The sequence below is a fragment of the Burkholderia sp. 9779_493 genome (assembly GCF_015712215.1).
In the GTDB taxonomy this organism is placed as follows: Bacteria; Pseudomonadota; Gammaproteobacteria; order Burkholderiales; family Burkholderiaceae; genus Burkholderia; species Burkholderia cenocepacia.
In genome coordinates this window covers 16,294-41,728 of record NZ_JACCQA010000034.1, presented here as the reverse complement: position 1 = coordinate 41,728, position 25,435 = coordinate 16,294, and the positions used below count along the sequence as shown (strand labels likewise).

Annotated in this window: 21 protein-coding genes; 15 read left to right on the top strand and 6 right to left on the bottom strand. The window is 68.7% G+C overall.

Features of this window, described 5'->3' with window-relative positions:
- Positions 1-34 precede the first annotated feature (34 nt).
- From H0X95_RS27920 to H0X95_RS27870, 11 genes are all read left to right on the top strand, one after another.
- Entirely contained in the window at positions 35-679 is a 645-nt protein-coding gene (locus H0X95_RS27920; protein WP_058902787.1) for a glutathione S-transferase family protein, read from the top strand.
- A 34-nt stretch (positions 680-713) separates the two neighbouring features.
- The gene (locus H0X95_RS27915; protein ID WP_059722478.1) at positions 714-2,777 is read left to right on the top strand and encodes a pyridoxamine 5'-phosphate oxidase family protein; all 2,064 of its coding nucleotides are present in this window, start codon (positions 714-716) and stop codon (positions 2,775-2,777) included.
- Positions 2,778-2,897: 120 nt separating this feature from the next.
- Entirely contained in the window at positions 2,898-3,101 is a 204-nt protein-coding gene (locus H0X95_RS27910; protein ID WP_006486164.1) for a DUF2970 domain-containing protein, read from the top strand.
- A 601-nt stretch (positions 3,102-3,702) separates the two neighbouring features.
- A complete protein-coding gene (locus tag H0X95_RS27905) occupies positions 3,703-5,934 on the top strand; it encodes a TonB-dependent siderophore receptor (protein ID WP_059722480.1) in 2,232 nt (743 codons plus the stop codon).
- A 59-nt stretch (positions 5,935-5,993) separates the two neighbouring features.
- Positions 5,994-6,626 (top strand): nicotinamide riboside transporter PnuC, encoded by a 633-nt coding sequence (gene pnuC / locus H0X95_RS27900; protein ID WP_034202705.1) that lies wholly within the window; start codon positions 5,994-5,996, stop codon positions 6,624-6,626.
- A gap of 36 nt (positions 6,627-6,662) precedes the next feature.
- A complete protein-coding gene (locus tag H0X95_RS27895; RefSeq protein ID WP_059722482.1) occupies positions 6,663-7,853 on the top strand; it encodes a phosphotransferase enzyme family protein in 1,191 nt (396 codons plus the stop codon).
- A gap of 241 nt (positions 7,854-8,094) precedes the next feature.
- Positions 8,095-9,402: a TolC family protein gene (locus H0X95_RS27890; protein ID WP_058902791.1), complete on the top strand. Its 1,308-nt coding sequence runs from the start codon at positions 8,095-8,097 to the stop codon at positions 9,400-9,402.
- 26 nt (positions 9,403-9,428) lie between these two features.
- The gene (locus H0X95_RS27885; RefSeq protein ID WP_112750735.1) at positions 9,429-10,898 is read left to right on the top strand and encodes an efflux RND transporter periplasmic adaptor subunit; all 1,470 of its coding nucleotides are present in this window, start codon (positions 9,429-9,431) and stop codon (positions 10,896-10,898) included.
- 128 nt (positions 10,899-11,026) lie between these two features.
- A complete protein-coding gene (locus H0X95_RS27880) occupies positions 11,027-14,239 on the top strand; it encodes an efflux RND transporter permease subunit (RefSeq protein ID WP_006490482.1) in 3,213 nt (1,070 codons plus the stop codon).
- The gene (irlR, locus tag H0X95_RS27875) at positions 14,239-14,922 is read left to right on the top strand and encodes a heavy metal response regulator transcription factor IrlR (protein WP_006490455.1); all 684 of its coding nucleotides are present in this window, start codon (positions 14,239-14,241) and stop codon (positions 14,920-14,922) included. Before H0X95_RS27880 ends, irlR begins: the two co-directional genes overlap by 1 nt.
- On the top strand, positions 14,919-16,343 hold the full coding sequence (locus H0X95_RS27870) for a heavy metal sensor histidine kinase (protein WP_196446299.1): 1,425 nt from the start codon (positions 14,919-14,921) through the stop codon (positions 16,341-16,343). Before irlR ends, H0X95_RS27870 begins: the two co-directional genes overlap by 4 nt.
- A gap of 79 nt (positions 16,344-16,422) precedes the next feature.
- Here H0X95_RS27870 and H0X95_RS27865 read toward each other — a convergent pair whose 3' ends face one another.
- Positions 16,423-16,710 (bottom strand): DUF4148 domain-containing protein, encoded by a 288-nt coding sequence (locus H0X95_RS27865; RefSeq protein ID WP_006490475.1) that lies wholly within the window; start codon positions 16,708-16,710, stop codon positions 16,423-16,425.
- 92 nt (positions 16,711-16,802) lie between these two features.
- On the opposite strand from H0X95_RS27865, the gene H0X95_RS27860 reads away from it, so the two are divergent.
- Positions 16,803-17,246 (top strand): hypothetical protein, encoded by a 444-nt coding sequence (locus H0X95_RS27860; protein WP_226245100.1) that lies wholly within the window; start codon positions 16,803-16,805, stop codon positions 17,244-17,246.
- 200 nt (positions 17,247-17,446) lie between these two features.
- Here H0X95_RS27860 and H0X95_RS27855 read toward each other — a convergent pair whose 3' ends face one another.
- A complete protein-coding gene (locus H0X95_RS27855) occupies positions 17,447-18,607 on the bottom strand; it encodes a porin (protein ID WP_059722488.1) in 1,161 nt (386 codons plus the stop codon).
- A gap of 315 nt (positions 18,608-18,922) precedes the next feature.
- Here H0X95_RS27855 and H0X95_RS27850 point away from each other — a divergent pair, with 315 nt between their 5' ends.
- Both H0X95_RS27850 and H0X95_RS27845 read left to right on the top strand, forming a co-directional pair.
- Complete coding sequence (locus H0X95_RS27850; RefSeq protein ID WP_058902796.1) at positions 18,923-19,198, top strand: DUF4148 domain-containing protein; 276 nt, start codon at positions 18,923-18,925, stop codon at positions 19,196-19,198.
- Positions 19,199-19,225: 27 nt separating this feature from the next.
- Positions 19,226-19,729, top strand: coding sequence for a hypothetical protein (locus H0X95_RS27845; RefSeq protein WP_006496083.1), 504 nt, complete (start codon positions 19,226-19,228; stop codon positions 19,727-19,729).
- A 25-nt stretch (positions 19,730-19,754) separates the two neighbouring features.
- Here H0X95_RS27845 and H0X95_RS27840 read toward each other — a convergent pair whose 3' ends face one another.
- Entirely contained in the window at positions 19,755-20,477 is a 723-nt protein-coding gene (locus H0X95_RS27840) for a ZIP family metal transporter (RefSeq protein WP_059722490.1), read from the bottom strand.
- 164 nt (positions 20,478-20,641) lie between these two features.
- Positions 20,642-21,937 (bottom strand): O-acetylhomoserine aminocarboxypropyltransferase/cysteine synthase family protein, encoded by a 1,296-nt coding sequence (locus H0X95_RS27835; RefSeq protein ID WP_034202699.1) that lies wholly within the window; start codon positions 21,935-21,937, stop codon positions 20,642-20,644.
- 149 nt (positions 21,938-22,086) lie between these two features.
- On the opposite strand from H0X95_RS27835, the gene H0X95_RS27830 reads away from it, so the two are divergent.
- Complete coding sequence (locus H0X95_RS27830; protein WP_048988940.1) at positions 22,087-22,758, top strand: O-methyltransferase; 672 nt, start codon at positions 22,087-22,089, stop codon at positions 22,756-22,758.
- A gap of 36 nt (positions 22,759-22,794) precedes the next feature.
- Here the strand turns inward: H0X95_RS27830 and H0X95_RS27825 are convergent, their stop codons facing one another.
- Positions 22,795-24,090, bottom strand: coding sequence for an XAC2610-related protein (locus tag H0X95_RS27825; RefSeq protein ID WP_059722491.1), 1,296 nt, complete (start codon positions 24,088-24,090; stop codon positions 22,795-22,797).
- 62 nt (positions 24,091-24,152) lie between these two features.
- Complete coding sequence (locus H0X95_RS27820) at positions 24,153-25,301, bottom strand: DUF1176 domain-containing protein (protein ID WP_006496079.1); 1,149 nt, start codon at positions 25,299-25,301, stop codon at positions 24,153-24,155.
- Positions 25,302-25,435 lie beyond the last annotated feature (134 nt).

Here is a 25,435-nt window from a genome sequence, read left to right as displayed (position 1 = left end):
GATCCCCGGCGGCGCGAGATTCCGGAGTGTTTCCATGTCTGCCGCCAGCAAGCCTGCCTCGCCGATTCGCGTCTATTCGTTCCTGTTGTCCGGCCACGCGCACCGCGTCCGGTTGTTCCTGTCGCTGCTCGGGTTGCCGTCGAAGACCATCGACGTCGATCTGGCGGCCGGCGCGCAGCGCGAACCGGCGTTTCTCGCATTGAATCCGCTCGGGCAGGTGCCGGTGATCGACGACGGCGGCACCGTGATCGCCGATTCGAACGCGATCCTCGTGTACCTCGCGAAGCGCTACGGCGATGCGCACTGGCTGCCGGACGACCCGGTCGGCGCGGCCGTCGTGCAGCGCTGGCTGTCGTACGCGGCCGGCCCGATCGCATCGGGTCCGGCTGCCGCGCGGCTCGTGACCGTGTTCGGCGCGCCGCTCGACCCGGAAGCGGCCAAGCGCACGGCCGCGAAGGTGCTCGACGTGATCGATCGCGAACTGGCCGGCAAGCCGTTCGCGGCCGGCGCGCAACCGACGATCGCGGACATTGCCGCGTACACGTACATCGCGCACGCACCGGAAGGCGGCGTGTCGCTCGAACCGTATCCGCAGGTGCGCGCATGGCTCGCCCGAATCGAGGCGTTGCCGGGCTTCGTCGCGATGCCGACGACCCGCGCGGGCCTGCTCGCCGCCTGACGCCTCTGCCACCGCGCCTGTTCAGGAGAATGCGATGAATGCGCCGACCGCCGTCGTCCCGGGTTGGGAACTCGATACCGCGCCGTTTCATGCGGGCGAGCTTGCCGTGCAGCAGCGCGCAGGCGTGACGGACGCGGCGAGCGCGGCCGGCCGGCGCGGGATCCGGCGTTTCATGCCGGACCAGCACCGGACGTTTTTCGCGCAACTGCCGTTCTTCGTGCTCGGCGGCGTCGACGCGCACGGCCAGCCGTGGGCGACGCTGCGAGCCGGCGCGCCGGGGTTCGTCACGTCGCCGGACCCACGCACGCTGCGCATCGCGGCGCGTGCGCTGCCGGGCGATCCGCTGGCCGGCGCGTGGCACGTTGGCGCGCCGCTCGGCGGGCTCGGGATCGAATTCGATACGCGTCGCCGCAATCGCGTGAACGGCGTCGTGCGCGCGGTCGACGGCGATGCGCTGACGATCGCGGTCGAGCAGAGCTTCGGCAATTGCGCGAAGTACATCCAGGGCCGCAAGCCGATCTTCGTCGCGCGGGACGTCGACGCGTCCGTCGCGCCGGACGTGTCGGATGCGCTGGGCGACGCGGATCGCGCGCTGCTCGCGCAGGCCGATACGTTCTTCGTCGCGAGCGCGAACACGTCCGCGGGGGCGGGCGCGGCGCGTGGCGCGGACGTGTCGCATCGCGGCGGGATGCCGGGCTTCGTGCGCGTCGACGACGCGCGCACGCTGACGACGCCCGATTTCAGCGGCAACCGGTTCTTCAACACGCTCGGCAACCTGCAGCACGATCCGCGCGCGGGGTTGCTGTTCGTCGATTTCGACAGCGGCGATCTGCTGTATGTCGCCGCGCACGCGGAGATCGTGTGGGACGGGCCCGTCGTCGCGTCGTTCGACGGCGCGCAGCGCGTGGTGCGCTTTCATGTGCGGGAAGTGCGGCGCATGCGGGCGGTGCTGCCGTTCCGGTGGTCGGCGGTCGAGCGCGCGCCGCAGTTCGCGGCGATGGCGATGGCGTCGAGCGGGGCGGCGGCAACGGCCGGGGAGGTGCCGTCCGCGGCCGCGCCGGCATCGGCGCCCGCATGGCGGTCGCTGCGGATCGCGAAGATCGTCGACGAAGCGCGTGCGATCCGGTCGTTTCATTTCGAGCCGGCGGACGGCGGCGCATTGCCTGCGTACGAAGCCGGCCAGCATCTGACGTTGCGCATCCCGCTGCCGGACAGCGACGCGCCAGCGATTCGCAGCTACACGCTGTCCGATGCGCCGGGCGGCGCGCATTACCGGATCACCGTGAAGCGCGAAGGGCGCGTATCGGCATGGCTGCACGATCACGCACAGGCCGGCATGACGCTCGACGCGCAGATGCCGCGCGGCCGCTTCACGTTCGATGTCGCGAGTCCGCGGCCGGCCGTGCTCGTGTCGGCCGGCATCGGCATCACGCCGATGGTCGCGATGCTGCGCCGGGCACTGGCCGATGGCACGCCGTCGCGCCGCGTCGTGTTCGTGCATGGCGCACGCGAAGCGGCCGACCGGCCGTTCGCGGCGGAACTGGCGCGCAGCGCGGCCGCCGATGCACGCGTGTCGCTTCACTGGTTCGACAGTCATCCTCACGAAGGCTCGGCCGCGCGGGGCGGCCGGATCGACATCGGGAAACTGAAGCGGCTGTTGTCGTTCGACGACTACGACTTCTACCTGTGCGGGCCGTCGGCGTTCATGCGCGACCTGTACGACGGGCTGCGCGCGCTGAACGTGCCGGACGAACGCATCCGCTTCGAGGCGTTCGGGCCGTCGAGCGTGTCGCGCAGTGCGACCCGCGAGGCTGCCGCGCCCGCGGCGGCAAGCGTGCCGGTCGTGTTCCGGCGCACGGGGCGCGAAGCTGCATGGACGCCCGCCGACGGCACGCTGCTCGAATTCGCGGAAGGGCAGCGCGTGGCCGTGCCGGCCGAATGCCGCTCGGGTTCGTGCGGCACGTGCGCGACGCGCGTGCTGTCCGGCGCGATCGACTACGCGCAAACGCCCGATGCGCCGGTCGAACCAGGCTGCGCGCTGCTGTGCGTCGCGCGGCCCGCGCAAGGCGCGACGGCGCCGCTCGTGCTGGATTGCTGACGCACCTGCGACATGCGGCCGCGGAGGGCCTGCTGCGCAAAAAGCGTGCGCAACTGCTTCTTTTTTCGGATGCCGTCCGGATCGACGATAGCGTCAACCGATTCGATAAAGGAGCCCATCATGAAACTGCTCGGCATGGTCCGCCTGGTCCTGTGGAGTTTCTTCGGCGTGCGCAACAGCAAGGCGCACGCGACCGACCTCGCGAACGCCAACTTCACGCTGCTCCCGTTCGTGGCGATCCTGCTTGCGCTGCTGGTCGGCGCGGTGATTTACGGCGTCGTGCATCTGGTCGTCGATCCGACCGTGACGATGCAGGGTTTCTGAGCGAGCGGCCGGTGAGCCGGTAGCGTGCCGCCATTGCCGCTCCGGTTCGAGGTCGCCTGATCGGCGCACGATCGCGCCGATGTCAGTGGCCGGTACGGCACCACCGGCATCGCGGCCACATCGCGACCACATCGCCACCGTCGTCGCACCGCCCGAACCGCCTGTCCCTGTTCCCGCCTTCCCCGTTTCCCGTTCCGCCCGATTCCGCGGCCCTTCGCCGCGCCCGGGGTAAAATGCGCGCCACGCCGCGATGTCGCGCGCCGGGCAGGCCGCCGTTCCGATGAACGGCCGGCGTGAGTGCCCGCCGCCCGCACCGGGGCGTTCGAAGCGTCCCCCGCATGACACGACCGCGCGAGGCAGCCGGCCGGCCGACAGGCATCCGACGAACCCGTCGGCCGCTGCGTCGGTTCCCGGCGCGTCATCCGAATCCGATGTCCCATCCTGCGTTGTTCCGACCGGTCGGCCCGCCTGCGTGCCGCAAGGTCCGGTTCGTCTGATGAATATCGTGTCGACGCACGTGTCCGGCGGCATTCGCGGGCGCACGCTTCGCAGCTTCGTAACGGGTTTCGACAGATCGAGTGGCGAGTTTCCATCCAGAACAATGACGGTGAATAGAACAACAGCGGCGCCCGCACGGCGGCGGCGCGCGAAGGTCGAGCTCGGTGTCGGTCTCGGCGTCACGCTTTTCGCGGCGCAGGCGGCCGCGGCCCAGGGCGACACGCCCGCGCCGGGCGCCGACGCGGCGGGCAACGCGACGCTGCCCGCGATCACGGTGAGCGGCGAGCGCGGCCACCCGCTGCGCGCGCGCGAAGCGTCGGTCGCGGGGCTCGACGACGCGCCGCTGCGCGACACGCCGGCGTCGGTGAACGTGATCACGCGCGCGCTGATCGACGACCAGCAGGCAAAGCGGCTGAGCGACGTCGTACGCAACGATGCGTCGGTCGTCAACGACTATGCGCCGGTTGGCTATTTCGAAGGTTTCGCGATCCGCGGTTTTCCGGTCGATCTCGCGAGCGCGATCCGGATCGACGGGCTGACGGTGTCCGGCGAGCAGAACGTGCCGCTCGAGAACAAGGAGCGCGTCGAGATCCTGAAGGGCCTCGCGGGCATCGACAGCGGCGTCGTCGCGCCGGGCGGCGTGATCAACTTCGTGACCAAGCGCTCCGCGAACGTGGCGAGCGTGACGGGCGGCGTCGACAGCCGCGGCTCGACGTCGGCGGCCGTCGATCTCGGCCGGCGCTTCGGCCCCGACCATCAGTTCGGGTTCCGGATCAATGCGGCGAAGGAGAACATGCACTCCTATATCGACGGCACGAACGGGCGACGCACGTTCGGCTCGATCGCCGCCGACTGGGACATCAGCCCGCGCGCGAGCCTGCAGCTCAATGCCGAATTCCAGCAATGGATCCAGCGTTCCGCGCCGGGTTACCAGTTGCTCGGCGGCACCGTCGTGCCGTCGGTCAAGACGACGTCGAAGGCGCTCGGCACGCAGCCGTGGGCGAAGCCGGTGACGACCGATGCGCTGAACCTGAATGCGCGTTTCGACTACCAGTTCAACGACGACTGGAAGGCCTATATCGCCGCGGGCCGCAGCCGCACGATGATCGACGACAACAGCGCGTTCGCGTACGGCTGTTCGTATGCGGCAAGCTGCGCGGCCGGCGCGACGTCGCCGTTCTTCTTCGGCGCGAACGGCGACTACGACGTGTACGACTTCCGCAGCCCCGGCGAATACCGGCGCAACGACGATCTGCGCGCGGTCACGACCGGCAAGTTCGCGACGGGGCCGCTGCGGCACGAGCTGACGCTCGGCGTGAGCGTGCAGCGCCGCGTCGTGCACATGGCCGACGCCGTGTACGACTACGTCGGCAGCGAGAACGTCTACGGGCCCGACCTGACCTTTTCGCCGTCGCCGAATTCGCCCGGGCCGTCGTACCCGCGCCTCGACGCGTGGCAGTACGGCGTGTTCGGGCTCGATCGCATCAGCATCGGCGAACACTGGCAGGTGCTCGCGGGCGGCAAGGAAGTGCTGCTGCGGCAGCGCAGCTGGAGCAGCCTCGACGGCGAGACGACGCATACCGACCGCTCGGTGTTCCTGCCGCAGGTCGCGCTCGTCTACAAGCCGGTGAACGTGCTGTCGCTGTATGCGTCGTACAGCAAGGCGCTGTCGCTCGGCGATCAGGCGCCGGTGCGCGCGACCAACGCGTATGCGTTCCTGCCGCCCGTCGAATCGCACCAGTTCGAGGTCGGCGCGAAATACGACTGGCTCGACCGGCTGAGCCTCACGGCCGCCGTGTTCTCGATCAGCAAGCCGTTCCAGTTCGCCGACCCGGATGCGTCGGGCACGTCCTACACGTTCGTGCAGCGCGGCACGCAGCGGCACCAGGGGATCGAACTCGGCGCGGCCGGGCGCGTGACCGAGCGCTTGGGGTTGACGGCCAGCGTCGCGGCGATTCGCGCCCGCGCGGTCGATTCGGGCTCGCCTGCCTACGAAGGGCACCAGATCATCAACGTGCCCGCGCTGCGCGCGTCGCTGTATGCGGACTACGCGGTACCGGGCGTCGCGGGCCTGAACGTGCTCGGCGGCGTGGAATACAGCGCGGCGCGCAACGCGAACGAGGAAGGCACCGCGCGCGTGCCGTCGTGGTTCGTGTTCAATCTCGGCGCGCGTTATACGACGAAGATCGGAGGCCATCGCACGGTGTTGCGCGTGTCGGTGGACAATCTGTTCAACAAGTTCTACTGGCGCGACGCAGGCGAGCAGCAGGGCGATGCGTACCTGTTCCCGGGTGCGCCGCGCACCGCGCGCGTATCGTTGACCTATGATTTCTGACCGACCGGCATCGGCCGCGTGACGCGCGGCCCCGGCAGCCCACCAGGAGAGCCCAGACGATGTCCCCACTCGAAATCGCCGGCGTGATCGTCAGCGCGCTCGCGATCTGGCTGACCGCGAAGCGGCGCATGCTGTGCTGGCCGGTCGGCCTCGCGTCGGTCGCGCTGTACGGCTGGATCTTCTTCGACGCGAAGCTGTACTCGGACATGTTGCTGCAGGGTGCGTTCGCGGTGCTGCAGGTGTACGGCTGGCAGCGCTGGCTCGCGCAGCGCGCGAGCGAGGCCGACGGCGAGGCGGCGCCAGCCGGCGATGTCGCGCCCGTCACCGGCGTACGGCCGCTCAGGATGCTGCCCGACCTGGTCGCGGCGGTCATCGGCAGCGCGTTGCTCGGCGGGATGATGGCGCGCTGGACCGATGCGGCGCTGCCGTTCGTCGATGCGTCGCTGACCGCGTTCAGCCTCGTCGCGCAATACTGGACCGCGCGGCGCTACATCGCGTCGTGGGGGCTGTGGATCGTCGTGAACGTCGTCTACGTCGGGATGTTCGTGTTCAAGGAGCTGTATCTGACGGCCGGACTCTATGCGCTGTTCATCGGGCTGGCGGTGGTCGGCTGGCGCGACTGGAGCCGCACGGCCGCCGCATTGCGAGCAGCCGCGGGCGGCCCGCGCGCATCGGGCGGCGGCGCCCGCTGATTCACGCACGGATTCAACTACGGAGCAACGTCGGTCATGTCATTCCCCCTCGAGCCGGACGGCCCCCTGCCGCGTGACGTCGCACCGCCGCAATTCGGCGTGGACGGCGAGCAGGCCGAACGCGACTGGCCGCTGATGACGCACGACGAGGTGGCGGCCGTGCTCGCGCGGATCGACGGCGCGGGCGAGCCGGTGCGGCTGACGTGGCACAGCCCACGGCAGTTCGCGGCAGCGGTGCTGGTGCGGATGGCGGACGGGCGCGGGTTGTTCGTCAAGCGACATCATGCGAGCCTGCGCGATGTCGCGGGGCTGGAGGAAGAGCATCGCTTCATCGCGCATCTGCGCGAGCGCGGGATGCCGGTGGTGGACGTGCTGGCCGATCGCAATGGTGCGACCGCGTTCGCGTCGGGCGAATGGACATACGAGGTGCATGTTCTCGCGCCCGGCGTCGATCCGTATCGCGGCGTGATGTCGTGGCAGCCGTTCACGCATCCTTCGCATGCGTACGCGGCCGGCCGCGCGCTGGCCGAGCTGCATCGCGCGTCGGCCGGCTACGATGCGCCCGCACGGCCCGTGCGCACGCTGCTGTCGAGTTTTCGCGTGCTGTCGTCCGCCGATCTGGCGGGCGCGCTCGAACGCTGGGTCGACGCGCAGCCGTTGCTGGTGCGCGCGCTGGGCGCGCGCGACTGGCGTGGCGACGTGGCCGATGCGATCGGCCCGTATCACGCGCGCCTCGTGCCGCTGCTGCCCGCGTTGCCGCCGCTGTGGACGCACGGCGACTGGCATGCGTCGAACCTGCTGTGGACCGATGCGGGGCCCGGCGCGCAGGTGCGCACCGTGCTCGATTTCGGCCTGTCGGACCGCACCTGCGCGGTGATGGATCTCGCGCTCGCGATCGAGCGCAATACCGTCGACTGGATGGCGCCGGCCGATGCGCGGCGCGTCGAATACGACCAGATCGACGCGCTGCTCGACGGCTACGAATCGCTCGAACCGCTAAGCGACGACGCGTATGCGGCGCTGGTCGCGTTGTTGCCGATCGTGCATACGGAGTTCGCGCTGTCGGAAGTCGCGTATTTCGGCTGCATCATCGACGCGCCGGCGATCGTCGACATCGCGTACGACGGCTACCTGATCGGGCACGCGCGCTGGTTCGGCGAACGCGACGGGCGGCAACTGCTCGACTGGCTCGTGCGGCGACGGCGGGGGAAGCAGCGCATCACCTGATTCACGTGCGGGGCGTGCGGCCTGCGCGTGCCGCATTCCCGAACCTCCGCATGCTGTCGTGCGGCCATCGCGCCGCGCGCTCACGGAATTTTCCCGTCATCCACGGGGGACACCGTTCCCGCGGGGCGTCGCACGCGTGCGTGCTGCCGCGCCCCACATGACGGAAATATCATCTTCGCCTCATGTTCGCACTGCGGCTGGTCCGTAGCATCGGTCGCAAACCGTTACCGCAGAACCGAACATGCTCAAGCCCTACCTCGCCGTGGCCATCGTTTTCGCGATGGCCGCGACGGCTCATGCGCAGCCATCGCTGTCGCCGGGGCCGTCCCCGGCTGCCGCCGCCGCGCCGATCGGCGCACCGCCGTCCGATGCGCTTCCTGCGTCGTCGTTGACGTTGTCCGACGCGCTCGCGGTCGCGGCCCGGAACAATCCGGCGCTGCGCGGCGCACGCGCGGATGTCGATGCATCGGCCGGCGCGCTGATGCAGGCCGGCGCGCGGCCGAACCCCGAAGTGTCGTTCCTGCAGGAAGGCTTCAGTCGCGCCGAACGCACGTCCACCGCGCTGATCAACCAGACCATCGAGCTGGGCGGCAAGCGCCGCGCGCGGCTCGACGTCGCGTCATACGGCCGGGAGGCGGCCAGCGCGTCGCTCGATGAGCAGGGCGCCGCCGTGCGCGCCGACGTGATCGCTGCGTTCTACGGGCTGCTCGCCGCGCAGCGCCAGCTTCAGGTGACCGAGGAGTCGGCCGCGATCGCCGCGCGTTCGGCGGACCTCGCGGGGCGCCGCGCGCAGGCCGGCAAGGTGTCGCCGGTCGAGGCGACCAAGGCGCAGGTCGCGGCGGCCGGCGTGCAGATCGAAGTCGTGACCGCGCGCGGCCGTGTCGAGGTCGCGCGCGAGAAACTGAACGCGGTGATGGGCGAGGCGCGCAACGACCGGCTCGCGGTGCTCGGCGACCTGGAAACCGTGCCGCCGGTCGAGCCGTTGTCCGCGCTGACCGCGCAACTCGACGATGCGCCGCTCGCGCGGGTCGCGCGCGCCGAGATGCTGCGCTCGAACGCGGCCATATCGCTCGAACGCGCGCGGCGCATTCCGGACGTGACGGTCAGCGCCGGCGTGAAGCGCGTGACCACCGGCGGCGTGCCGGACAACCAGGCGGTGGTCGGCGTGTCGATCCCGATTCCGCTGTTCAACACGAACAAGGGCGCGCTGCTCGAGGCGACGCACAAGGCCGAGCGCGCGAACGCCGATCTCGATCGCGAACGCACCCGCCTGCGGCTGGAGTTGACGCAGGCATACGCGAATTTCGAGGCGGCCGAGCAGGAAGCGCAGCGGCTTAAGTCCGACATCCTGCCGGCCGCGCGCCTCGCGCTCGATGCGATGTCGCGCGGCTACGAACTCGGGAAGTTCAGCTTCCTCGACGTGCTCGACGCCCAGCGCACGCTGTTCCAGGGGCAGTCGCAATACGTGCGCGCGCTCGCCGGCGCCCATGCGGCCCGCGCCGATATCGGCCGCCTCGTCGGCACGCCGCTCGCGGCCGTCGCGCGATAAGCGCCCCTCCTACCTGAAGGATCATCATGTCACGCAGCAGAATCTTCGTTATTGCGGCGGCCGTGCTCGGCGGCGCAGGGATCGTGATCGGCGCGCTCGCCGTCACGCGGGGCGGCGGCGGCGCATCGGCGCCGACCGCCGCCGAAGTCGCGCAGCCGGCCGCCGGCGCCGGCGCGCGCGGCGGTGTCGTACTCAAGCGCGGCAAGCTGTCCGTCGAGATCGTGATGACGGAAAAGCCCGGCGACGCGCGGCTTGTCGTCTATCCGCTCGTCGACGGCAAGCCGGTGGACAAGGGTGTGACCGTGTCCGGCACGCTGGTGCGCTACGACCGCACGCACGAACCGTTGCGGTTCGACGCGGCCGGCCAGAAGTTCGTGTCCGCGCAGTCGATCGCGAAGCCGCACGTGTTCGATGCGACGATCGACGTGAAGGCCGGCAACGACGCCGCGTCGTTCCCGTTCGCGCGCGCCGACGGCGCGATCGCGCTGACCGACGCGCAACTGGCGACGTCGAAGATCGCGCTCGCGAAAGCCGGCCCCGCGCAGATCGCGACGCCGTTCCAGCTTCCCGGCGAAATCAGGTTCAACGAGGATCGCACCGCGCACGTGGTGCCGCGCGTGGCCGGCATCGTCGAGCAGGTATCGGTGTCGCTCGGGCAGAACGTCGCGAAGGGGCAGGTGCTCGCGGTGATCGCGAGCACCGATCTGGCCGACCGCCGCAGCGAGTTGCTGACGGCCGAGCGCCGGCTGTCGGGGGCGCGCGCAACCTACGAGCGCGAACGCACGCTGTGGCAGGAACGCATTTCGGCCGAGCAGGACTATCAGCAGGCGCAGGTGCAGTTGCGCGAGGCCGAGATCGCCGTGCAGAACGCGCGGCAGAAGCTCGCCGCGCTGAATGCACCGGTCGGCGCGGGCGCGCTGAACCGGTATGAACTGCGCGCGCCGTTCGCGGGCACGATCGTCGAGAAGCATGCGACGCCCGGCGAGGCGATCGCTGCGGACGCGAGCATGTTCGTGATTTCCGATCTGTCGACCGTATGGGCCGAGATGGCGGTGCCCGCGCAGCGGCTCAACGACGTGCGCGTCGGTCGCGACGCAACGGTGATCGCGACCGCGTTCGAATCGCGCTCGAGCGGCCCGATCGCGTACGTGGGTTCGCTGCTCGGCGAGCAGACGCGCACCGCGCCGGCGCGCGTCGTGCTGCCGAACCCCGACCGCGTGTGGCGGCCGGGGATGTTCGTGAACGTGTCGGTCGACGCGGGCAAGCAGGGTGTACCGCTCGCGGTCGCGAGCGACGCGCTGCAGGACGTCGACGGCGCGCCGTCGGTATTCGTGCGCTCGCCGAAGGGCTTCGTCGCGCAGGCCGTCGAAACAGGGCGGCGCGACGAACGCGCGACCGAAGTGCTGAAGGGGCTCAAGCCCGGCCAGGAATACGCGGCATCGAACAGCTTCGTGCTGAAGGCGGAACTCGGCAAGGGGAGCGCGGAACATGAATGAGCAGCAATACGCGTGCGTCGTGGCGCGACTGGCGGCCCGCTATGCGGCCCGCTTTCCGGTCCGCCGGGTGACGGGCCGCGCGGCCCGCCCGGTACGGGCGACCGTGCCTCGTTTCAAGGAATCCCGACATGTTTGAGCGCCTGATCCGCTTCGCGATTGCGCACCGCTGGCTCGTGATGCTGGCGATCGCGGCCGTGGCCGCGCTGGGCGTGTTCAGCTACCAGCGGCTGCCGATCGACGCCGTGCCCGACATCACCAACGTGCAGGTGCAGATCAACACGTCCGCGCCCGGCTACTCGCCGCTCGAGGCCGAGCAGCGCATCACGTATCCGGTCGAGACCGTGATGGCCGGGCTGCCGGGGCTGGAACAGACGCGCTCGATCTCGCGCTACGGGCTGTCGCAGGTCACCGTGATCTTCAAGGACGGCACCGACATCTACTTCGCGCGGCAACTCGTCAACGAGCGCATCCAGGAAGCGAAGGACAAGCTGCCGGCCGGCATCGCACCCGCGATGGGGCCGACGTCGACCGGCCTCGGCGAGATCTACCTGTGGACCGTCGAGGCCGACGCCGACGCGCGCAAGCCCGACGGCACGCGCTATACGGCGGCCGACCTGCGCGAGCTGCAGGACTGGGTCGTGCGGCCGCAGTTGCGCAACGTGCGCGGCGTGACCGAGGTGAACTCGATCGGCGGCTACGTGAAGGAATATCGCGTTGCGCCGAATCCGGCGAAGCTGATGTCGTACGGGCTGACGCTCGCCGACGTCGTGCGCGCGCTGGAGCGCAACAACGACAACGTCGGCGCCGGCTACATCGAAAAGCGCGGCGAGCAGTATCTGGTGCGCGTGCCGGGCCAGGCGCGCACCGTCGACGACATCGCGAACATCGTGCTGACCAACGTCGGCGGCGTGCCGGTGCGGATGAAGGACGTCGGCGTGGTCGACATCGGCCGCGAACTGCGCACCGGCGCCGCGACGTCGAACGGCGAGGAAGTCGTGCTCGGCACGGTGTTCATGCTGATGGGCGAGAACAGCCGCACGGTGTCGAAGGCCGTCGCGGCGAAGATGGAGGACGTGAACCGCACGCTGCCGGCCGGCGTGAAGGCGATTCCGGTGTACGACCGCACGGTGCTCGTCGAGAAGGCCGTCGCGACGGTGAAGAAGAACCTGCTCGAAGGCGCGGTGCTCGTGATCGCCGTGCTGTTCCTGTTCCTCGGCAACATCCGCGCGGCGCTGATCACCGCGCTCGTGATTCCGCTGTCGATGCTGATGACCTTCACCGGGATGGTCAACGCGAAGGTGAGCGCGAACCTGATGAGCCTCGGCGCGCTCGACTTCGGGATCATCGTCGACGGCGCGGTGGTGATCGTCGAGAACTGCGTGCGGCGGCTCGCGCATGCGCAGTCGGCGGCCGGGCGGCCGCTCACGCGCGACGAGCGTTTTGCCGAAGTGTTCGGCGCGTCGCAGGAGGCGCGCCGCGCGCTGATCTTCGGGCAACTGATCATCATGGTCGTGTACCTGCCGATCTTCGCGCTGACCGGCGTGGAAGGAAAGATGTTCCATCCGATGGCGACGACCGTCGTGATGGCGCTCGCCGCCGCGATGGTGCTGACCGTCACGTTCATTCCGGCGGCCGTCGCGTTGTTCATCGGCGAGCGGGTCGAGGAGAAGGAGAACCGGCTGATGGGCTGGGCGCGGCGCGCGTACGAACCGGTGCTCGCCGCGTTCATGACGCGCCCGACGCGCGTGATGATCGGCGCGGGCGCGATCGTGCTGGTCACGCTCGGGCTCGCGACGCGACTCGGCAGCGAATTCATCCCGAGCCTCAACGAGGGCGATCTGGCCGTGTCCGCGCTGCGGATTCCCGGCACGAGCCTGTCGCAGTCGATCGAGATGCAGAAGGCGATCGAGAAGACGCTGAAGGCGCGCTTCCCGGAGATCGAACGCGTGTTCGCCCGGACCGGCACGGCCGAGATCGCGGCCGACCCGATGCCGCCGAACCTGTCGGACGGCTACATCATGCTGAAGCCGGCCGACCGGTGGCCCGACCCGAAGAAGCCGCGCGACCAGCTCGTGCGCGAGATCGAGGAAGCACTCGCCGAGCTGCCGGGCAACGCATACGAATTCTCGCAGCCGATCCAGCTGCGCTTCAACGAACTGATCTCCGGCGTGCGCAGCGACGTCGCCGTGAAGATCTTCGGCGACGACATGGCCGTGCTGAACCAGACCGGCGAGCAGATCGCGGCCGCGTTGCAGAAGGTGCCGGGCGCGTCGGAGGTGAAGGTCGAGCAGACCACGGGCCTGCCGGTGCTGACCGTCAACCTCGACCGCGACAAGCTCGCGCGCTACGGCGTGAGCGTGGCTGACCTGCAGGATTCGGTGGCCGCGGCCGTCGGCGGGCAGAAGGCCGGCACGCTGTTCCAGGGCGACCGTCGCTTCGACATCGTCGTGCGGCTGCCCGACGAGCTGCGCTCCGACATCGAGGCGATCAAGCGGCTGCCGATCGCGCTGCCCGCGCCGGCCGCCGGCGCCAGCGCACCGCTTGCGGCGGCGCCGTACGTGCCGCTCGCGGAGCTCGCGACGATCGACGTGGCGCCGGGCCCGAACCAGATCAGCCGCGAGGACGGCAAGCGCCGGGTGGTGGTCAGCGCGAACGTGCGCGGTCGCGACGTCGGCTCGTTCGTCGCCGATGCGCGCGAGCAGTTGCAGCAGGACGTGCGCGTGCCGGCCGGCTACTGGGTGTCGTGGGGCGGCCAGTTCGAGCAGTTGCAGAGCGCGAGCGAGCGCCTGAAGCTCGTCGTGCCGCTCGCGCTGTTCATGGTGTTCGTGCTGCTGTTCGTGATGTTCAACAACGTGAAGGACGGGCTGCTGGTGTTCACCGGCATTCCGTTCGCGCTGAGCGGCGGCGTCGTGTCGCTGTGGCTGCGCGGAATTCCGCTGTCGATCACGGCGGCGGTCGGCTTCATCGCGCTGTCCGGCGTGGCCGTGCTCAACGGTCTCGTGATGATCTCGTTCATTCGCAACCTGCGCGACGAAGGCATGCCGCTCGACGCCGCGGTGCACGACGGCGCGCTCACGCGGCTGCGCCCCGTGCTGATGACCGCGCTGGTCGCGTCGCTCGGCTTCCTGCCGATGGCGTTCGCGACCGGCACCGGCGCCGAAGTGCAGCGTCCGCTTGCGACGGTCGTGATCGGCGGTATCCTGTCGTCCACGGCGCTGACGCTGCTGGTGCTGCCGGTGCTGTACCGGGTCAGCCATGCGGTGTCGTGGCGCGCGGCGTTGCGTGGCGGCTTCGGCGCGGGCGTGCTGCGCCGGCTGGGTTTCTTCAAGGGTAATGCGTGATGCGAATTCTGATTGTCGAGGATGAACCGAAGACGGGCGCGTATCTGCGCAAGGGCCTGACCGAGGCCGGCTACGTCGTCGACTGGGTCGAGGACGGCATCACGGGCCAGCACCAGGCCGAAACGGAGGAGTACGACCTGCTCGTGCTCGACGTGATGCTGCCCGGGCAGGACGGCTGGACGCTGCTGCAGAACCTGCGGCGCAGCAAGTCGACGCCCGTGCTGTTCCTCACCGCGCGCGACGACGTCGGCGATCGTGTGAAGGGGCTCGAACTTGGCGCGGACGACTATCTCGCGAAACCGTTCGACTTCGTCGAGCTGACCGCACGCATCAAGTCGATCCTGCGGCGCGGCCAGCCGCGCGACTCGAACACGCTGCGCGTGGCCGATCTCGAACTCGACCTGACGCGCCGCAAGGCCACGCGCCAGGGCGACACGATCCTGCTGACCGCGAAGGAGTTCGCGCTGCTGTGGCTGCTGATGCGCCGCGAAGGCGAGATCCTGCCGCGCGCGACAATCGCGTCGCAGGTGTGGGACATGAATTTCAACAGCGACACGAACGTCGTCGATTCGGCGATCCGCCGGCTGCGCTCGAAGATCGACGACGCGTACGAACCGAAGCTGATCCACACGGTGCGCGGCATGGGCTACGTGCTCGAAGCGCGCGGCGGCGCGGCCGCATGATCGCGCGCCTGCTGCCGCGGACGCTGCGCGGCCGCCTGACCGCGCTGATCATCCTGTCGACGTCGGTGATCCTCGCGTCGAGCGGCGTCGCGCTGTACGAAGCGCTGAGCAACCGCGTCGAAACGACGGCGGCCGAGCAGATGGCCGGCATTTCCGCCGCCCTGGGGGCGCACCTGGCCGAGGCGCGCACGACGGCCGACGTCGCGCGCAACACCGATATCTGGATCGACCAGTTGCACGGTCATCCGAACATGGATCTCGCGATCTTCGATGCCGCCGGTACGCGCCTCGTCGGCACGCCCGGCTTTCGTCCGTATGCGCCGCTGATGTCGATGAACGCGGGCCGCGTGCCGGTCGGCGTCGCGCCGCCGGCCGCGCGGCACCAGTATCTGCTGACGACCGTGCCGCTGGCCGGCGCCGGTGCGCCCGTGGTGCGCGTCGCCGTGCAGTACGATCGCAGCGCCGACGTGCTGCTGTTGCGCACGCATGCTTATACGATCGTCGTGATCGAGGTGTTCGGCGTGGTGCTCGCGGCCGTGATGGCCTATGGCATCGCGGCGCTCGGGCTGAGCCCGCTGCGGCGGTTCGCGGCGCGCGCGGAGCAGATGTCGACGAGCCGGCTCGCGCATACGCTGCCGGAACTCGATACGTCAGGCGAGCTGAAGGAGCTCGAGCACGCGTTCAACGGGATGCTCGCGCGGCTGAACGAATCGTTTACGCGGCTGAGCCAGTTCTCGTCGAACCTCGCGCACGACATGCGCACGCCGCTGACGAACCTGCAGGCGGCCGCGCAGGTCGTGCTGTCGCAGCCGCGCGGCGCGGACGAATACCGGAGCGTGATCGAGTCGAGCATCGACGAATACCAGCGGCTGTCGCGGATGATCGAGGACATGCTGTTTCTCGCGCGTTCGGAGCAGGCCGGCACGTCGATCAGCGTGCGGCGCCTGAATGCGGCGGAGGAGGCGGAGCGCGTGGCCGGCTACTACGAGCCGCTGGCGGAGGACGAGGGCGTGACGGTGAAGGTCGACGGCCACGCGTGGGTCGATGCGGACCTGACGCTGTACCAGCGCGCGTTGAGCAACCTGCTGTCGAATGCGCTGACCTATGCGCCGCGCGGCAGCGTCGTGACGATCGACTGCGTCGAGCAGGGCGGCGCGACGACGATCGCCGTGTCGGATACGGGGCCCGGCATCGCCGCGGAACATGTCGGGCGGATTTTCGAGCGCTTTTATCGCGTCGATCCGTCGCGGCACAATTCGGCGTCGGGCACGGGGCTCGGCCTCGCGATCGTCCGGTCGATCATGGACAATCACGGCGGCGAATGCGGCGTCGACAGCGAGCCGGGCCGCCGCACGACCTTCTGGCTGCGCTTTCCGCGCCGGCCGGCCGAACCGCAACGGCCGGCCGCCATCAGCACCTGACAGCGCGGGCGGCGACGCCCGCGCGTTTGCCGCAAGACGGCCGCGCGCGGCGCGCTGCCCGCGGCCATGTGGCCGGTCATCATTGCTTCGCGGTCAGGTTGTCGTGATTGTCGGTCTGCGGCTTCTTCTCGCCGCCATGCACCGAAATCCCGTGAAGTTCCTTGTTGCGCGCGACGATCTCGCCGGTCGGCGGGTACTGCGTCTTGCTCGTCGGCACGACGCCGTCGTGCTGCGCCTGCTTCAGTTCGTTGACGACCTGCGCGCGGGACTTGCCTTGCGGTTGCGTCTGGGCGAACGCCGCCTGGGTGGCCATGCCGAGCGACAGCGTGGCGGTGACGAACAGTGCTGCGAGTTTTGCCGTTTTCATCGAGTGCTCTCCTTGATCAGGGCCGCCGGGTGGCGAACCATGGACCCAGTATGCGAAAGCAGCCGTGCGTGATCGTGATCGCGAGATGAAAAATGCGTCAGATTGCGGAGGCAAGAACGCGTCATGCGGTCTCGAACGACATGACGCAACCGTCATGTTCGCGTCATGGGTGCGATGAGCGGGAAGCGGAACATGAAGCCTGCCGCTGGCCGACCGCGCCGGCGGCGTTCGTGCCGGTCGCGCCAGCAGCATCGAGCGCGGACGGCGTCGTTCAGACCTTCATTCCGGACCGAAAATTGCATCGTCCCGCCATTCGCCTCGCCTTGATCGCAGTCCTGATCGTCCCGTTGTTCTCGGGTTGCGCATCGACACGTTCCGGCGCCACGGTCACCCCCCCTGCTGCCGCGCGCAAGCCCGCGCCGGCCGATCTGACGCCGGGCGAGCAAATCGACTATGCCGGGCATCGCTGCGGCAATCCGAACCTGTATGTGAAAACGCATCCGTGCGTGTACCCGCGGCTCAATTCAGCGCCGTGATCGTCGGATCCGCGTAAAAAAGAGCCCGGTACTCGACGAGCCCGGGCCTAATGCGTGATCGTGCCGTGCGGCAGCGACCCGCTGCGTGGACGGAAACGGGCATGGCCCGCTACCGTTCCGATCGTAGCGACGCGACGCATCGCGAACCTGATCGGAACATGAAATTTTCGTCACGCAGCGCGCAGGGTTGGCTGTCGCAGTCAGAACCGGTGGCGCAACCCGAGATTGAGGATGCCCTGCGTACGCGTGCCGCCGTAGCCGTACGAGCCGATCGACGCCTGGGCCGCCTGCGTGCCGCCGTCGGGCGTACGCTGTTCGCCGTTCGCGCGCTGCCACGCGCCGACCGCATAGAGATCGGTGCGCTTGGACAGCACGTAGTCGGCGCCGGCGGACACCTGATGGTAGGTGGCGCTCGTATCGCCGCGGGCCTTCGTGTAGCTGTAGCCGACGCCGACGAGCAGGCTGGCGGTTGCCTGATAGTTGAAGAATCCGCGCGCGGTGTCGTACTTCTGCGTGCCGCGAAAGGCCGACGTCGCATCGGCCTTGTACTGCGCATTGCTGTAGTCGATGCCGACCGTGAACGGTGCGAAGTTGTAGCGCAACGCACCGCGTGCGATGCCGATCGACTTCGCGGAGAGGTAGCCGCCGTTGACCAGCGACCCGTCGAACGTGCCGTCCGACGTGCCGTTCCAGCCGGTCCGGACGCCGTTGGCGAGCGAGGCGCGGTTGGCCGCATAGTAGTAGCCGCCCGCCGCGTCGAACGGGCCCTGGTTGTACGACAGGCCGGCCGACCAGGTTTGGCCGGCGCCGCTCTTGCCGGCCACACCGCCGAGCGCGTACATGCCGACGAACTGGAAGCCGCCGACCACGGGCGACGTGTACTTCACCGCGTTGTCGGTGCGCGACGACGTGTCGTAGTTGTCGACGTCGCCGGGTGTCGCGTACACGCTGCCGAAGTAGAAATCGCCGGTGATCGGCCACGCGACATCGGCGAGCGCGTCGTACTGGCGGCCGAGCGTCAGCGTCCCCCAGCGCGCGCTTTCCAGCCCGACGAACGCTTGCCGACCGAACATCCGGTTGCCTTGCCCGAGCGCGCCGGTGTTCGGGTTGAAGCCGTTTTCCAGCGTGAAGATCGCTTTCAGCCCGCCGCCGAGATCCTCCGCGCCTTTCACGCCGAAGCGGTTGCCGAGCAGGTTGCCGTTGCCGAGGCCGACGAGGTTCTTGCCCTGCGCATCGGCGTTCCACACGACCGTCAGCGACGTATCGAACAGGCCGTACAGCGTGACTTCCGTTGCCTGCGCCGCATGCGCGGTCGTCAGCAGCGCCCCTGACATCATGACGAGTCGAACCGGAGTTTTCATGGTGTGTCCCTGAAGTTCAAGATGATCGTTTCGTGCATCGTTCGATGCCGGCGCCGAACTTGTGTCGCGACGGGCCGGAATATCGCGATTGCGGTGGCGATTCTGGAAAGCGTTCGGATCGTGACGGTGAGGGACAAATGAGAAAAATGTCATCGCAATGTCATGCGCGCTGAAACGTGTGGTGAATTTCATTCGCACTGCGATGTGAAATATGCGTGAACGATGACGAAACCGTCATCAGGCGATCACGGATCCGCACCGCCGCGGGATCAAAGTGAAGGCTCCAGTCACGGCATTCCAGCAAGGAGCCCCAACATGAACATCCCGCGTCCGATGATCGTCATTGCCGCCGCCGCGCTGTCGATTGCAGCGTTCTCCCAAGCCGTGGCCGCGCAGCCGCAGAGCCGTCAGGAAGTGATTCAGGAACTGGTGCGCGCGCGTCACGACGGCGTGATTCCGAGCCCGAATCACGACTATCCGGCGAGTCCGGCCGCCGTCGCGCGCAATCAGGAGATTCATCGCGCGACCGTTCATCGCGGCGAGAAGATGCCGATGGTCGATGCACACGACAACCGCTTCGCGGTGCTTTGAACGTTGATCGACGGAAAGGAGAGCGCGATGCGCAATGTCGCGAAGGGAATCGTGCTGGCGGCATGCCTGATGTCGACGGCCGCGATGGCGGCAGGCTGGCCGGAACGCGCGCTGTCGCACGCGGCGGCGCACGATGCCGGCAGCCGCGCGAACGAGCGGATGCGCTGCGAGTTCGCGGCCGTGCCGGCCGGCGCATGGACTGCGACGTTCACGCGTGGGCAATGCGAAGTCGCCAACGGCCGGCTGACGTTCGTGCCAGCCGATGCCGGCGACGAGTCGACCGTCGCGGCGAAGGCGATCGTGCTTGGCGACGTTCGCACCGCATCGCATCAGTCACGCAAGCTGAAGGAACAACTGCAACTGACCACGCGCGACGAAGTGGTCGCGCTGAACGTGCTGACCGACGACGGCAGCCGCAAATCGCGCGAACATGCGATCGACCTGTGGACCGCGTTGCGCAACGCGGGTGTCACGCCGGTCAACGGCACGCGGATCGTCGATACCTATCCGACCGGCGCGACGACCTGGTAGCCGTCGCGCCGTCGAGCGCGGCGCGTCAGGCTTTCACCGATCCTTCGATCAGGAAGAACACGATGAAGCCGATGAAGAACGCAGCCGTCGCGAACGGTGTCTCGGGCACTTCGTGCGCTTCGACCAGCAGCTCCTCGGTGACGAGGTACAACAGCGCGACCGTGCCGAGCCCCAGCAGCGCCGCATAGATATTCGCCGGCAGCCCGGCGAACGCCGCATTGCCGGCCACGGCCGCGATGCTCAGCAGCGCCGCGAGCGCGACCGGCACGACGATCGACAGCAAGCGGCCGATGCCGGCCGCGGCCAGCGCCGCGCTGACCGACAGCGCGAGGAACAGCACCTCGAGCGTCAGCGCGACGGTCAGGATGATGCCGCTTTCGTCGCTCGCGGAAAAGGCGATGCCGAGCACCAGGCCGTCGACGACGAGGTCGATCGCGGTGACGATGATCAGGCTCACCGGCAACCGCGCCGTCTCGAAGCGCGTCTCGATCGCGCCCGACAGCGCGCGGATCGCCAGCATCAGCGCAAGGCCCAGCACGAAGCCGACGACGACCGGAAACAGCGCATGTGCGCGGTCCTGCGGCAGCAGTTCGAGCGCGGCGGCCGCGAACACGATGCCGCCGGTGAAATGCTGGATCACGCTCGACGTTTTCGGGCCGGGCGCGCGCCACGCGGCCGCGAGGGCGCCGAAACAGGCCGCCAGCACGGGCGGTAACGTGAGCAGCGCGAGCTTCGCGGTCGGTGTCATGAGTCCTCTCGGCGGTTGGCGTGGCGCAGCGGGCGCTGCGTCGCACGATCGTACACACCGGGCATCGCCCCGGCATCAACCGGGGATTGAACACCTTGAAGCCGCTCCAGAGTCAAGCGGTTTGATGCGGACGCACCGGCAAGCGGCCGGCGCGCCCGTTGCGGTCAAAGCTGCGCGAGCGCCTGGTCGAGATCGGCGAGCAGGTCGTCGATATGCTCGATGCCGATCGACAGCCGCACCGTTTCCTCCTTCACGCCGGCCTTCGCGAGTTCGGCCGGCGACAACTGACGATGCGTGGTCGAGGCCGGGTGCGTCGCGAGCGACTTCGTATCGCCGATGTTGACGAGCCGCGTGAACAGCTTCAGCGCATCCTGGAACTTCGCGCCGCCGTCGCGACCGCCCTTCACGCCGAACGTCAGGATGCCCGGCGCGCGGCCCGACAGGTAGCGCGCGACGAGCGGATGATCGGGATGATCGGGCAAGCCCGCATAGTTCACCCATTCGACGTGCTCGTGGCGCGCGAGATGCTGCGCGATCTTCAGCGCGTTGTCGCTGATGCGTTCGATACGCAACGCGAGCGTCTCGATTCCCTGCAGGATCTGGAACGCGTTGAACGGCGAGATCGCCGCGCCCATGTTGCGCAGCGGCACCACGCGGGCGCGGCCGATATACGCGGCCGGCCCGAACGCTTCGGTATAGACGACGCCGTGATAGCTGACGTCCGGCTCGTTCAGCCGCTTGAAGCGGTCCGCGTGGTCGGCCCACGGGAACTTGCCCGAATCGACGATCGCGCCGCCGAGGCTCGTGCCGTGCCCGCCGAGATACTTCGTCAGCGAGTGCACGACGATGTCCGCGCCGTGCTCGAACGGTCGCAGCAGGTACGGCGACGGCACCGTGTTGTCGACGATCAGCGGGATGCCGTGGCGATGCGCGACTGCCGCGAGCGCGGCGATGTCGGTGACGTTGCCGAGCGGGTTGCCGACCGATTCCGCGAAGATCGCCTTCGTGCGCGCATCGATCAGCGGTTCGAACGACGCGGGGTCGCGCGGGTCGGCGAAACGCGTGGCGATCCCGTATTGCGGCAGCGTGTGCGCGAACAGGTTGTAGGTGCCGCCATACAGCGAACTCGCGGACACGATGTTGTCGCCGGCTTCGGCGATCGTCTGGATCGCGTACGTGACGGCGGCTTGCCCCGACGCGAGCGCGAGCGCGCCGATGCCGCCCTCGAGCGCGGCGATCCGCTGCTCGAGCACGTCCGTCGTCGGGTTCATGATCCGCGTGTAGATGTTGCCCTGGACCTTCAGGTCGAACAGGTCGGCGCCGTGCTGCGTGTCGTCGAATGCGTACGCAACGGTCTGGTAGATCGGGACGGCGACCGCGCGCGTGGTCGGGTCGGGACGATAACCGCCGTGCACGGCGATGGTTTCGAGGCGCCAGTTCGGCTTGGCCTGATCGGTCATGGGTGCTCCGTTTGTTGTTGTGAAGGTCGAGGGGTCCTGCCGTCCGGCGATTATAGGAGCACGTGCGCGGCTGCCCTTAGAACGAATGGTGGGTTGCTTATGGAGGCGCGGCGCATAGAATGCCCTTTTCCGCAGACGAAAGGTGCGCGATGGATCAGGATCGGTGGAACCAGGTGGATGCGTATTTCTCGGCGACGCTCGTGCCGTCCGACGCCGTACTCGACGCCGCGCTGGCGGCGAGCGACGCGGCCGGGCTGCCGGCGATCAACGTCGCGCCGAACCAGGGCAAGCTGTTGCAGCTGCTCGCGACGATCCGCGGCGCGCGGCGGATTCTCGAGGTCGGCACGCTCGGCGGCTACAGCACGATCTGGCTGGCGCGCGCATTGCCGCCGGGCGGCGCGCTCGTGACGCTCGAGCTGAACCCCGCACACGCGAAGGTCGCGACGCAGAACATCGCGCGCGCCGGATTCGCGCAGGTCGTGTCGGTGATGGTCGGCAGCGCGAAGGACAGTCTTGCGCGGCTCATCGACACGGGCGAGGCGCCGTTCGACTTCATCTTCATCGATGCGGACAAGGACAACAACGCCGTCTATCTCGATGCGGCGCTGAAGCTGTCGCGGCCCGGCACGGTGATCGTCGTCGACAACGTCGTGCGCAACGGGCGCGTGGTCGATCCGGACAATCGCGAGCCGGACGTGGCCGGCGTGCGCGCCGGGTTCGCGCGGCTCGCGGCCGAGCCGGCGCTCATGACGACCGCCGTGCAGACGGTCGGGCAGAAGGGCTGGGACGGGTTCTCGATCTCGATCGTGGGCGCCGCGTGAGGTGACGCCGGTGCGCCCTTGCGGGCGCGCCGCACACTAGTTCTCGTCGGGATTCGAATCGCTGCACTGGTCGGGATCGTCGCGCAACAGGACGCGGCGGATGCGGCCGTTGTCGTAGAACGGCACGTCCGGGCAGAACTTCATGCCGGCGCGCGTCGACGTCCGTTTCCAGGCGACCCTTTCGGTACGCACGAGCGTCGGGGCGCCACCCGGCGCGCCCGGCTTCCAGATGTCGATATACACCCGCGACATCTGAGGCGAATCGCCCGCCTCGCAGTCCTTCAGCGCGCCCAGCGTCGAGCGCAGCCCGGTATCGGTCTGCTCGATGCGTTGCGGATACTCGATATGGCCGTTGCCGTAGCCGGGCACGATGTAGCAATAGCGACGCGTGTTTCCGTCGAGCACGGGCAGCAAGTAGCTGCTCGCCGAGTCGACCTCCTTCACGTCGTTGCCCTGCCAGCGGTAGGTCGTCACGCCGTGCTCGCAGCAGCTCGCGCGCCAGCTCGTCCAGACGATCCGGTGCACCGGATCGAAATCCGGCGACGTGATGTCTTGCAGTCCCGGCGGCGCATCGGCGAAGCGCCGCGTTGTCGGGTTGAAGATCCACGTCTGGTACGGGATGTTCGGACCGGCCCCCATCGATTGCGCGAGCATCAAGTCGGGCCAGCCATCGAAGTTCACGTCGGCGAAATCCGGCGTGAACAGGTTGCAGGTGCCCCGCGAATCGGTCTTTAGCGTCTGGACGAGGCGGCCGTGGTCGTACAGGCGGATTGCGGTGACTTCAGGCGCGTCGGTGCACGAACCGCCATCGTCCGGCAGATGGTCGGCGACGAGGCGGATGTCGTAGGGAAACGCTCTGCCGTCGTGCTTCTGCGCAAGCGAGACAGGGAGTGTGCGCTTGCCGTCCGGTGCGGTCCATGTGCCGGTTACCGCATCGTCGAGAGAAGCGACGCGCCACTTGCCCGTTACGCGATCGGCGTCGGCTTTCGCGCCGCTATCCCGTTCCGACAGCGTCGCACCGTGCGCGTCGAGCATTCCCTTCAATGCGAGCCGATAGCGTTTGTCGGACGTGCATGGCGCGTAGCAGTACCAGCCCGATACCGTGTCGCCGACGCGCGACAACGAGACTTCGACGTGCCGGTTGCCGATCGTGCCGGCCCAGTCACGCGACCAGAACGGGATCTCGACCGACTCGTCGGCGTTTGCCGCGCGCACCGGCGTCGACGCGAATGCGGTGATGGCGATCAGCGCAAACGCAAGCGCGCTGAGCCGCTCGCGCGTACGCCGCGTCGCGGCTGTGTGGCGCGACGCGGCGATGAACGGGTGATGCATGGTTCGGCCCCTCGGTTCGTTATGGGTTATGTCTGCCGGCGTGTTTCGGTGCGATACGTGCGTCAGCGGTTTCCGCTCGCATCGGCCCGTCGATACAGGCGTGGCCACTGATCGTCGAACAAGCCGTTGCAAGTGCCGTGCGTGGCGATATCGCTGAGCACGAAGTGCCGGCCGTCGAAGATCCACGATGCGGTCGAGCCGCAATCGCCGGCACTGCGCAGTCTGACCTTGCTCGACAGCGTCGCGCTGGCGGGATCGTAGCCGGCGTCGGTCAGTTCGTTTGCGAACGACGCCGAATCGAGTCCCGCGTTCGCGTTCTCGCCGAAATTCATCGCCGTCGGCGAGTAGGGCGCGGTTCGCCGCACGCGATACCACAGGTCGGTGTGGTTATACAGGCTGCTGGTCTGGCACGGTATCGCGACCAGCGCTTCGTCGGCGGAGACCGCCACGGCAGTCGACGCCTTCCTGCGATCGTTCGCCGGCATTTCGTCTTCGACATCGGTCGCACATTGCTTCACGTCGCCGCCGAACTTCGCGAGCACCGCATCGACGAGCGGCCGTTGCTCCGCGGCCGACAGGTTTGCGACGGCCGGGGCCGGCGTGACGGCGGGGGGGAGTGCCGGTGCGACGGGCACCGCCGACGCCGGCCGGGTGCCCGGGCGCAGCAACGCCGTGACGGTGCCGACACGGCCCTGCGTGTCGTCGATCAACAGCAGCGCGGCACTCAATCCCGTCAACGGCGTGCGGGCGGTTTGGGCCGACGCCGGATCGCCGAAGCTCAGCAGTTGCGCATTGCGCGACGCGGTGAGCCATGCGGCGACCGTTGCCGGATCGTTGGTCCGGATCCGGAACGGGTGCGCGTCGTCATCGGCCGGTTTGCCGCCGAACGCATGCCATCGGGCCGCCATTGCATCGAACGGACGACCATCCACGCGTGCGCTGCGCAGGTCCAGCGGCGCCGACGCATAGATGTCGAGCGAGGCTGGCGCGTCCGGGCCGGCATCGCGCGTCACGCGCAGGATGAGGCGGGTGCGTGCATCATCGATATCGTCCGCGTGGCTTTCGGCAATGCAGCGGTTGCCGTTGTCGCAAACGACCGACCAGTTCTTGAAGTCGCGTTCGACCGGCGGCCGCGCGAGCGGGCGGGCCTTGGCAACGAACGGGGAAACGGCGAGGAGGGCGGCGATGGCGAGCGAAAGGCGGTGCGACATGACGGTTCGTATCGACTGTGGATGGACGGGCGGAAGATGTCGGATTGCAAGCGCATCGTCAGCAGGCGGGGCAGGTCGAAGGCTGCGGCGCATGCGGCGGCGCGCTGTGCCGAACGGCATCGAGTATACCGCCG

Coding starts and splice junctions, on each gene's coding strand:
- H0X95_RS27920 (WP_058902787.1), top strand. CDS start 35: ATGTCTGCCGCCAGCAAGCCTGCCTCGCCGATTCGCGTCTATTCGTTC.
- H0X95_RS27915 (WP_059722478.1), top strand. CDS start 714: ATGAATGCGCCGACCGCCGTCGTCCCGGGTTGGGAACTCGATACCGCG.
- H0X95_RS27910 (WP_006486164.1), top strand. CDS start 2,898: ATGAAACTGCTCGGCATGGTCCGCCTGGTCCTGTGGAGTTTCTTCGGC.
- H0X95_RS27905 (WP_059722480.1), top strand. CDS start 3,703: ATGACGGTGAATAGAACAACAGCGGCGCCCGCACGGCGGCGGCGCGCG.
- pnuC (WP_034202705.1), top strand. CDS start 5,994: ATGTCCCCACTCGAAATCGCCGGCGTGATCGTCAGCGCGCTCGCGATC.
- H0X95_RS27895 (WP_059722482.1), top strand. CDS start 6,663: ATGTCATTCCCCCTCGAGCCGGACGGCCCCCTGCCGCGTGACGTCGCA.
- H0X95_RS27890 (WP_058902791.1), top strand. CDS start 8,095: ATGCTCAAGCCCTACCTCGCCGTGGCCATCGTTTTCGCGATGGCCGCG.
- H0X95_RS27885 (WP_112750735.1), top strand. CDS start 9,429: ATGTCACGCAGCAGAATCTTCGTTATTGCGGCGGCCGTGCTCGGCGGC.
- H0X95_RS27880 (WP_006490482.1), top strand. CDS start 11,027: ATGTTTGAGCGCCTGATCCGCTTCGCGATTGCGCACCGCTGGCTCGTG.
- irlR (WP_006490455.1), top strand. CDS start 14,239: ATGCGAATTCTGATTGTCGAGGATGAACCGAAGACGGGCGCGTATCTG.
- H0X95_RS27870 (WP_196446299.1), top strand. CDS start 14,919: ATGATCGCGCGCCTGCTGCCGCGGACGCTGCGCGGCCGCCTGACCGCG.
- H0X95_RS27865 (WP_006490475.1), bottom strand. CDS start 16,710: ATGAAAACGGCAAAACTCGCAGCACTGTTCGTCACCGCCACGCTGTCG.
- H0X95_RS27860 (WP_226245100.1), top strand. CDS start 16,803: ATGCGTCAGATTGCGGAGGCAAGAACGCGTCATGCGGTCTCGAACGAC.
- H0X95_RS27855 (WP_059722488.1), bottom strand. CDS start 18,607: ATGAAAACTCCGGTTCGACTCGTCATGATGTCAGGGGCGCTGCTGACG.
- H0X95_RS27850 (WP_058902796.1), top strand. CDS start 18,923: ATGAACATCCCGCGTCCGATGATCGTCATTGCCGCCGCCGCGCTGTCG.
- H0X95_RS27845 (WP_006496083.1), top strand. CDS start 19,226: ATGCGCAATGTCGCGAAGGGAATCGTGCTGGCGGCATGCCTGATGTCG.
- H0X95_RS27840 (WP_059722490.1), bottom strand. CDS start 20,477: ATGACACCGACCGCGAAGCTCGCGCTGCTCACGTTACCGCCCGTGCTG.
- H0X95_RS27835 (WP_034202699.1), bottom strand. CDS start 21,937: ATGACCGATCAGGCCAAGCCGAACTGGCGCCTCGAAACCATCGCCGTG.
- H0X95_RS27830 (WP_048988940.1), top strand. CDS start 22,087: ATGGATCAGGATCGGTGGAACCAGGTGGATGCGTATTTCTCGGCGACG.
- H0X95_RS27825 (WP_059722491.1), bottom strand. CDS start 24,090: ATGCATCACCCGTTCATCGCCGCGTCGCGCCACACAGCCGCGACGCGG.
- H0X95_RS27820 (WP_006496079.1), bottom strand. CDS start 25,301: ATGTCGCACCGCCTTTCGCTCGCCATCGCCGCCCTCCTCGCCGTTTCC.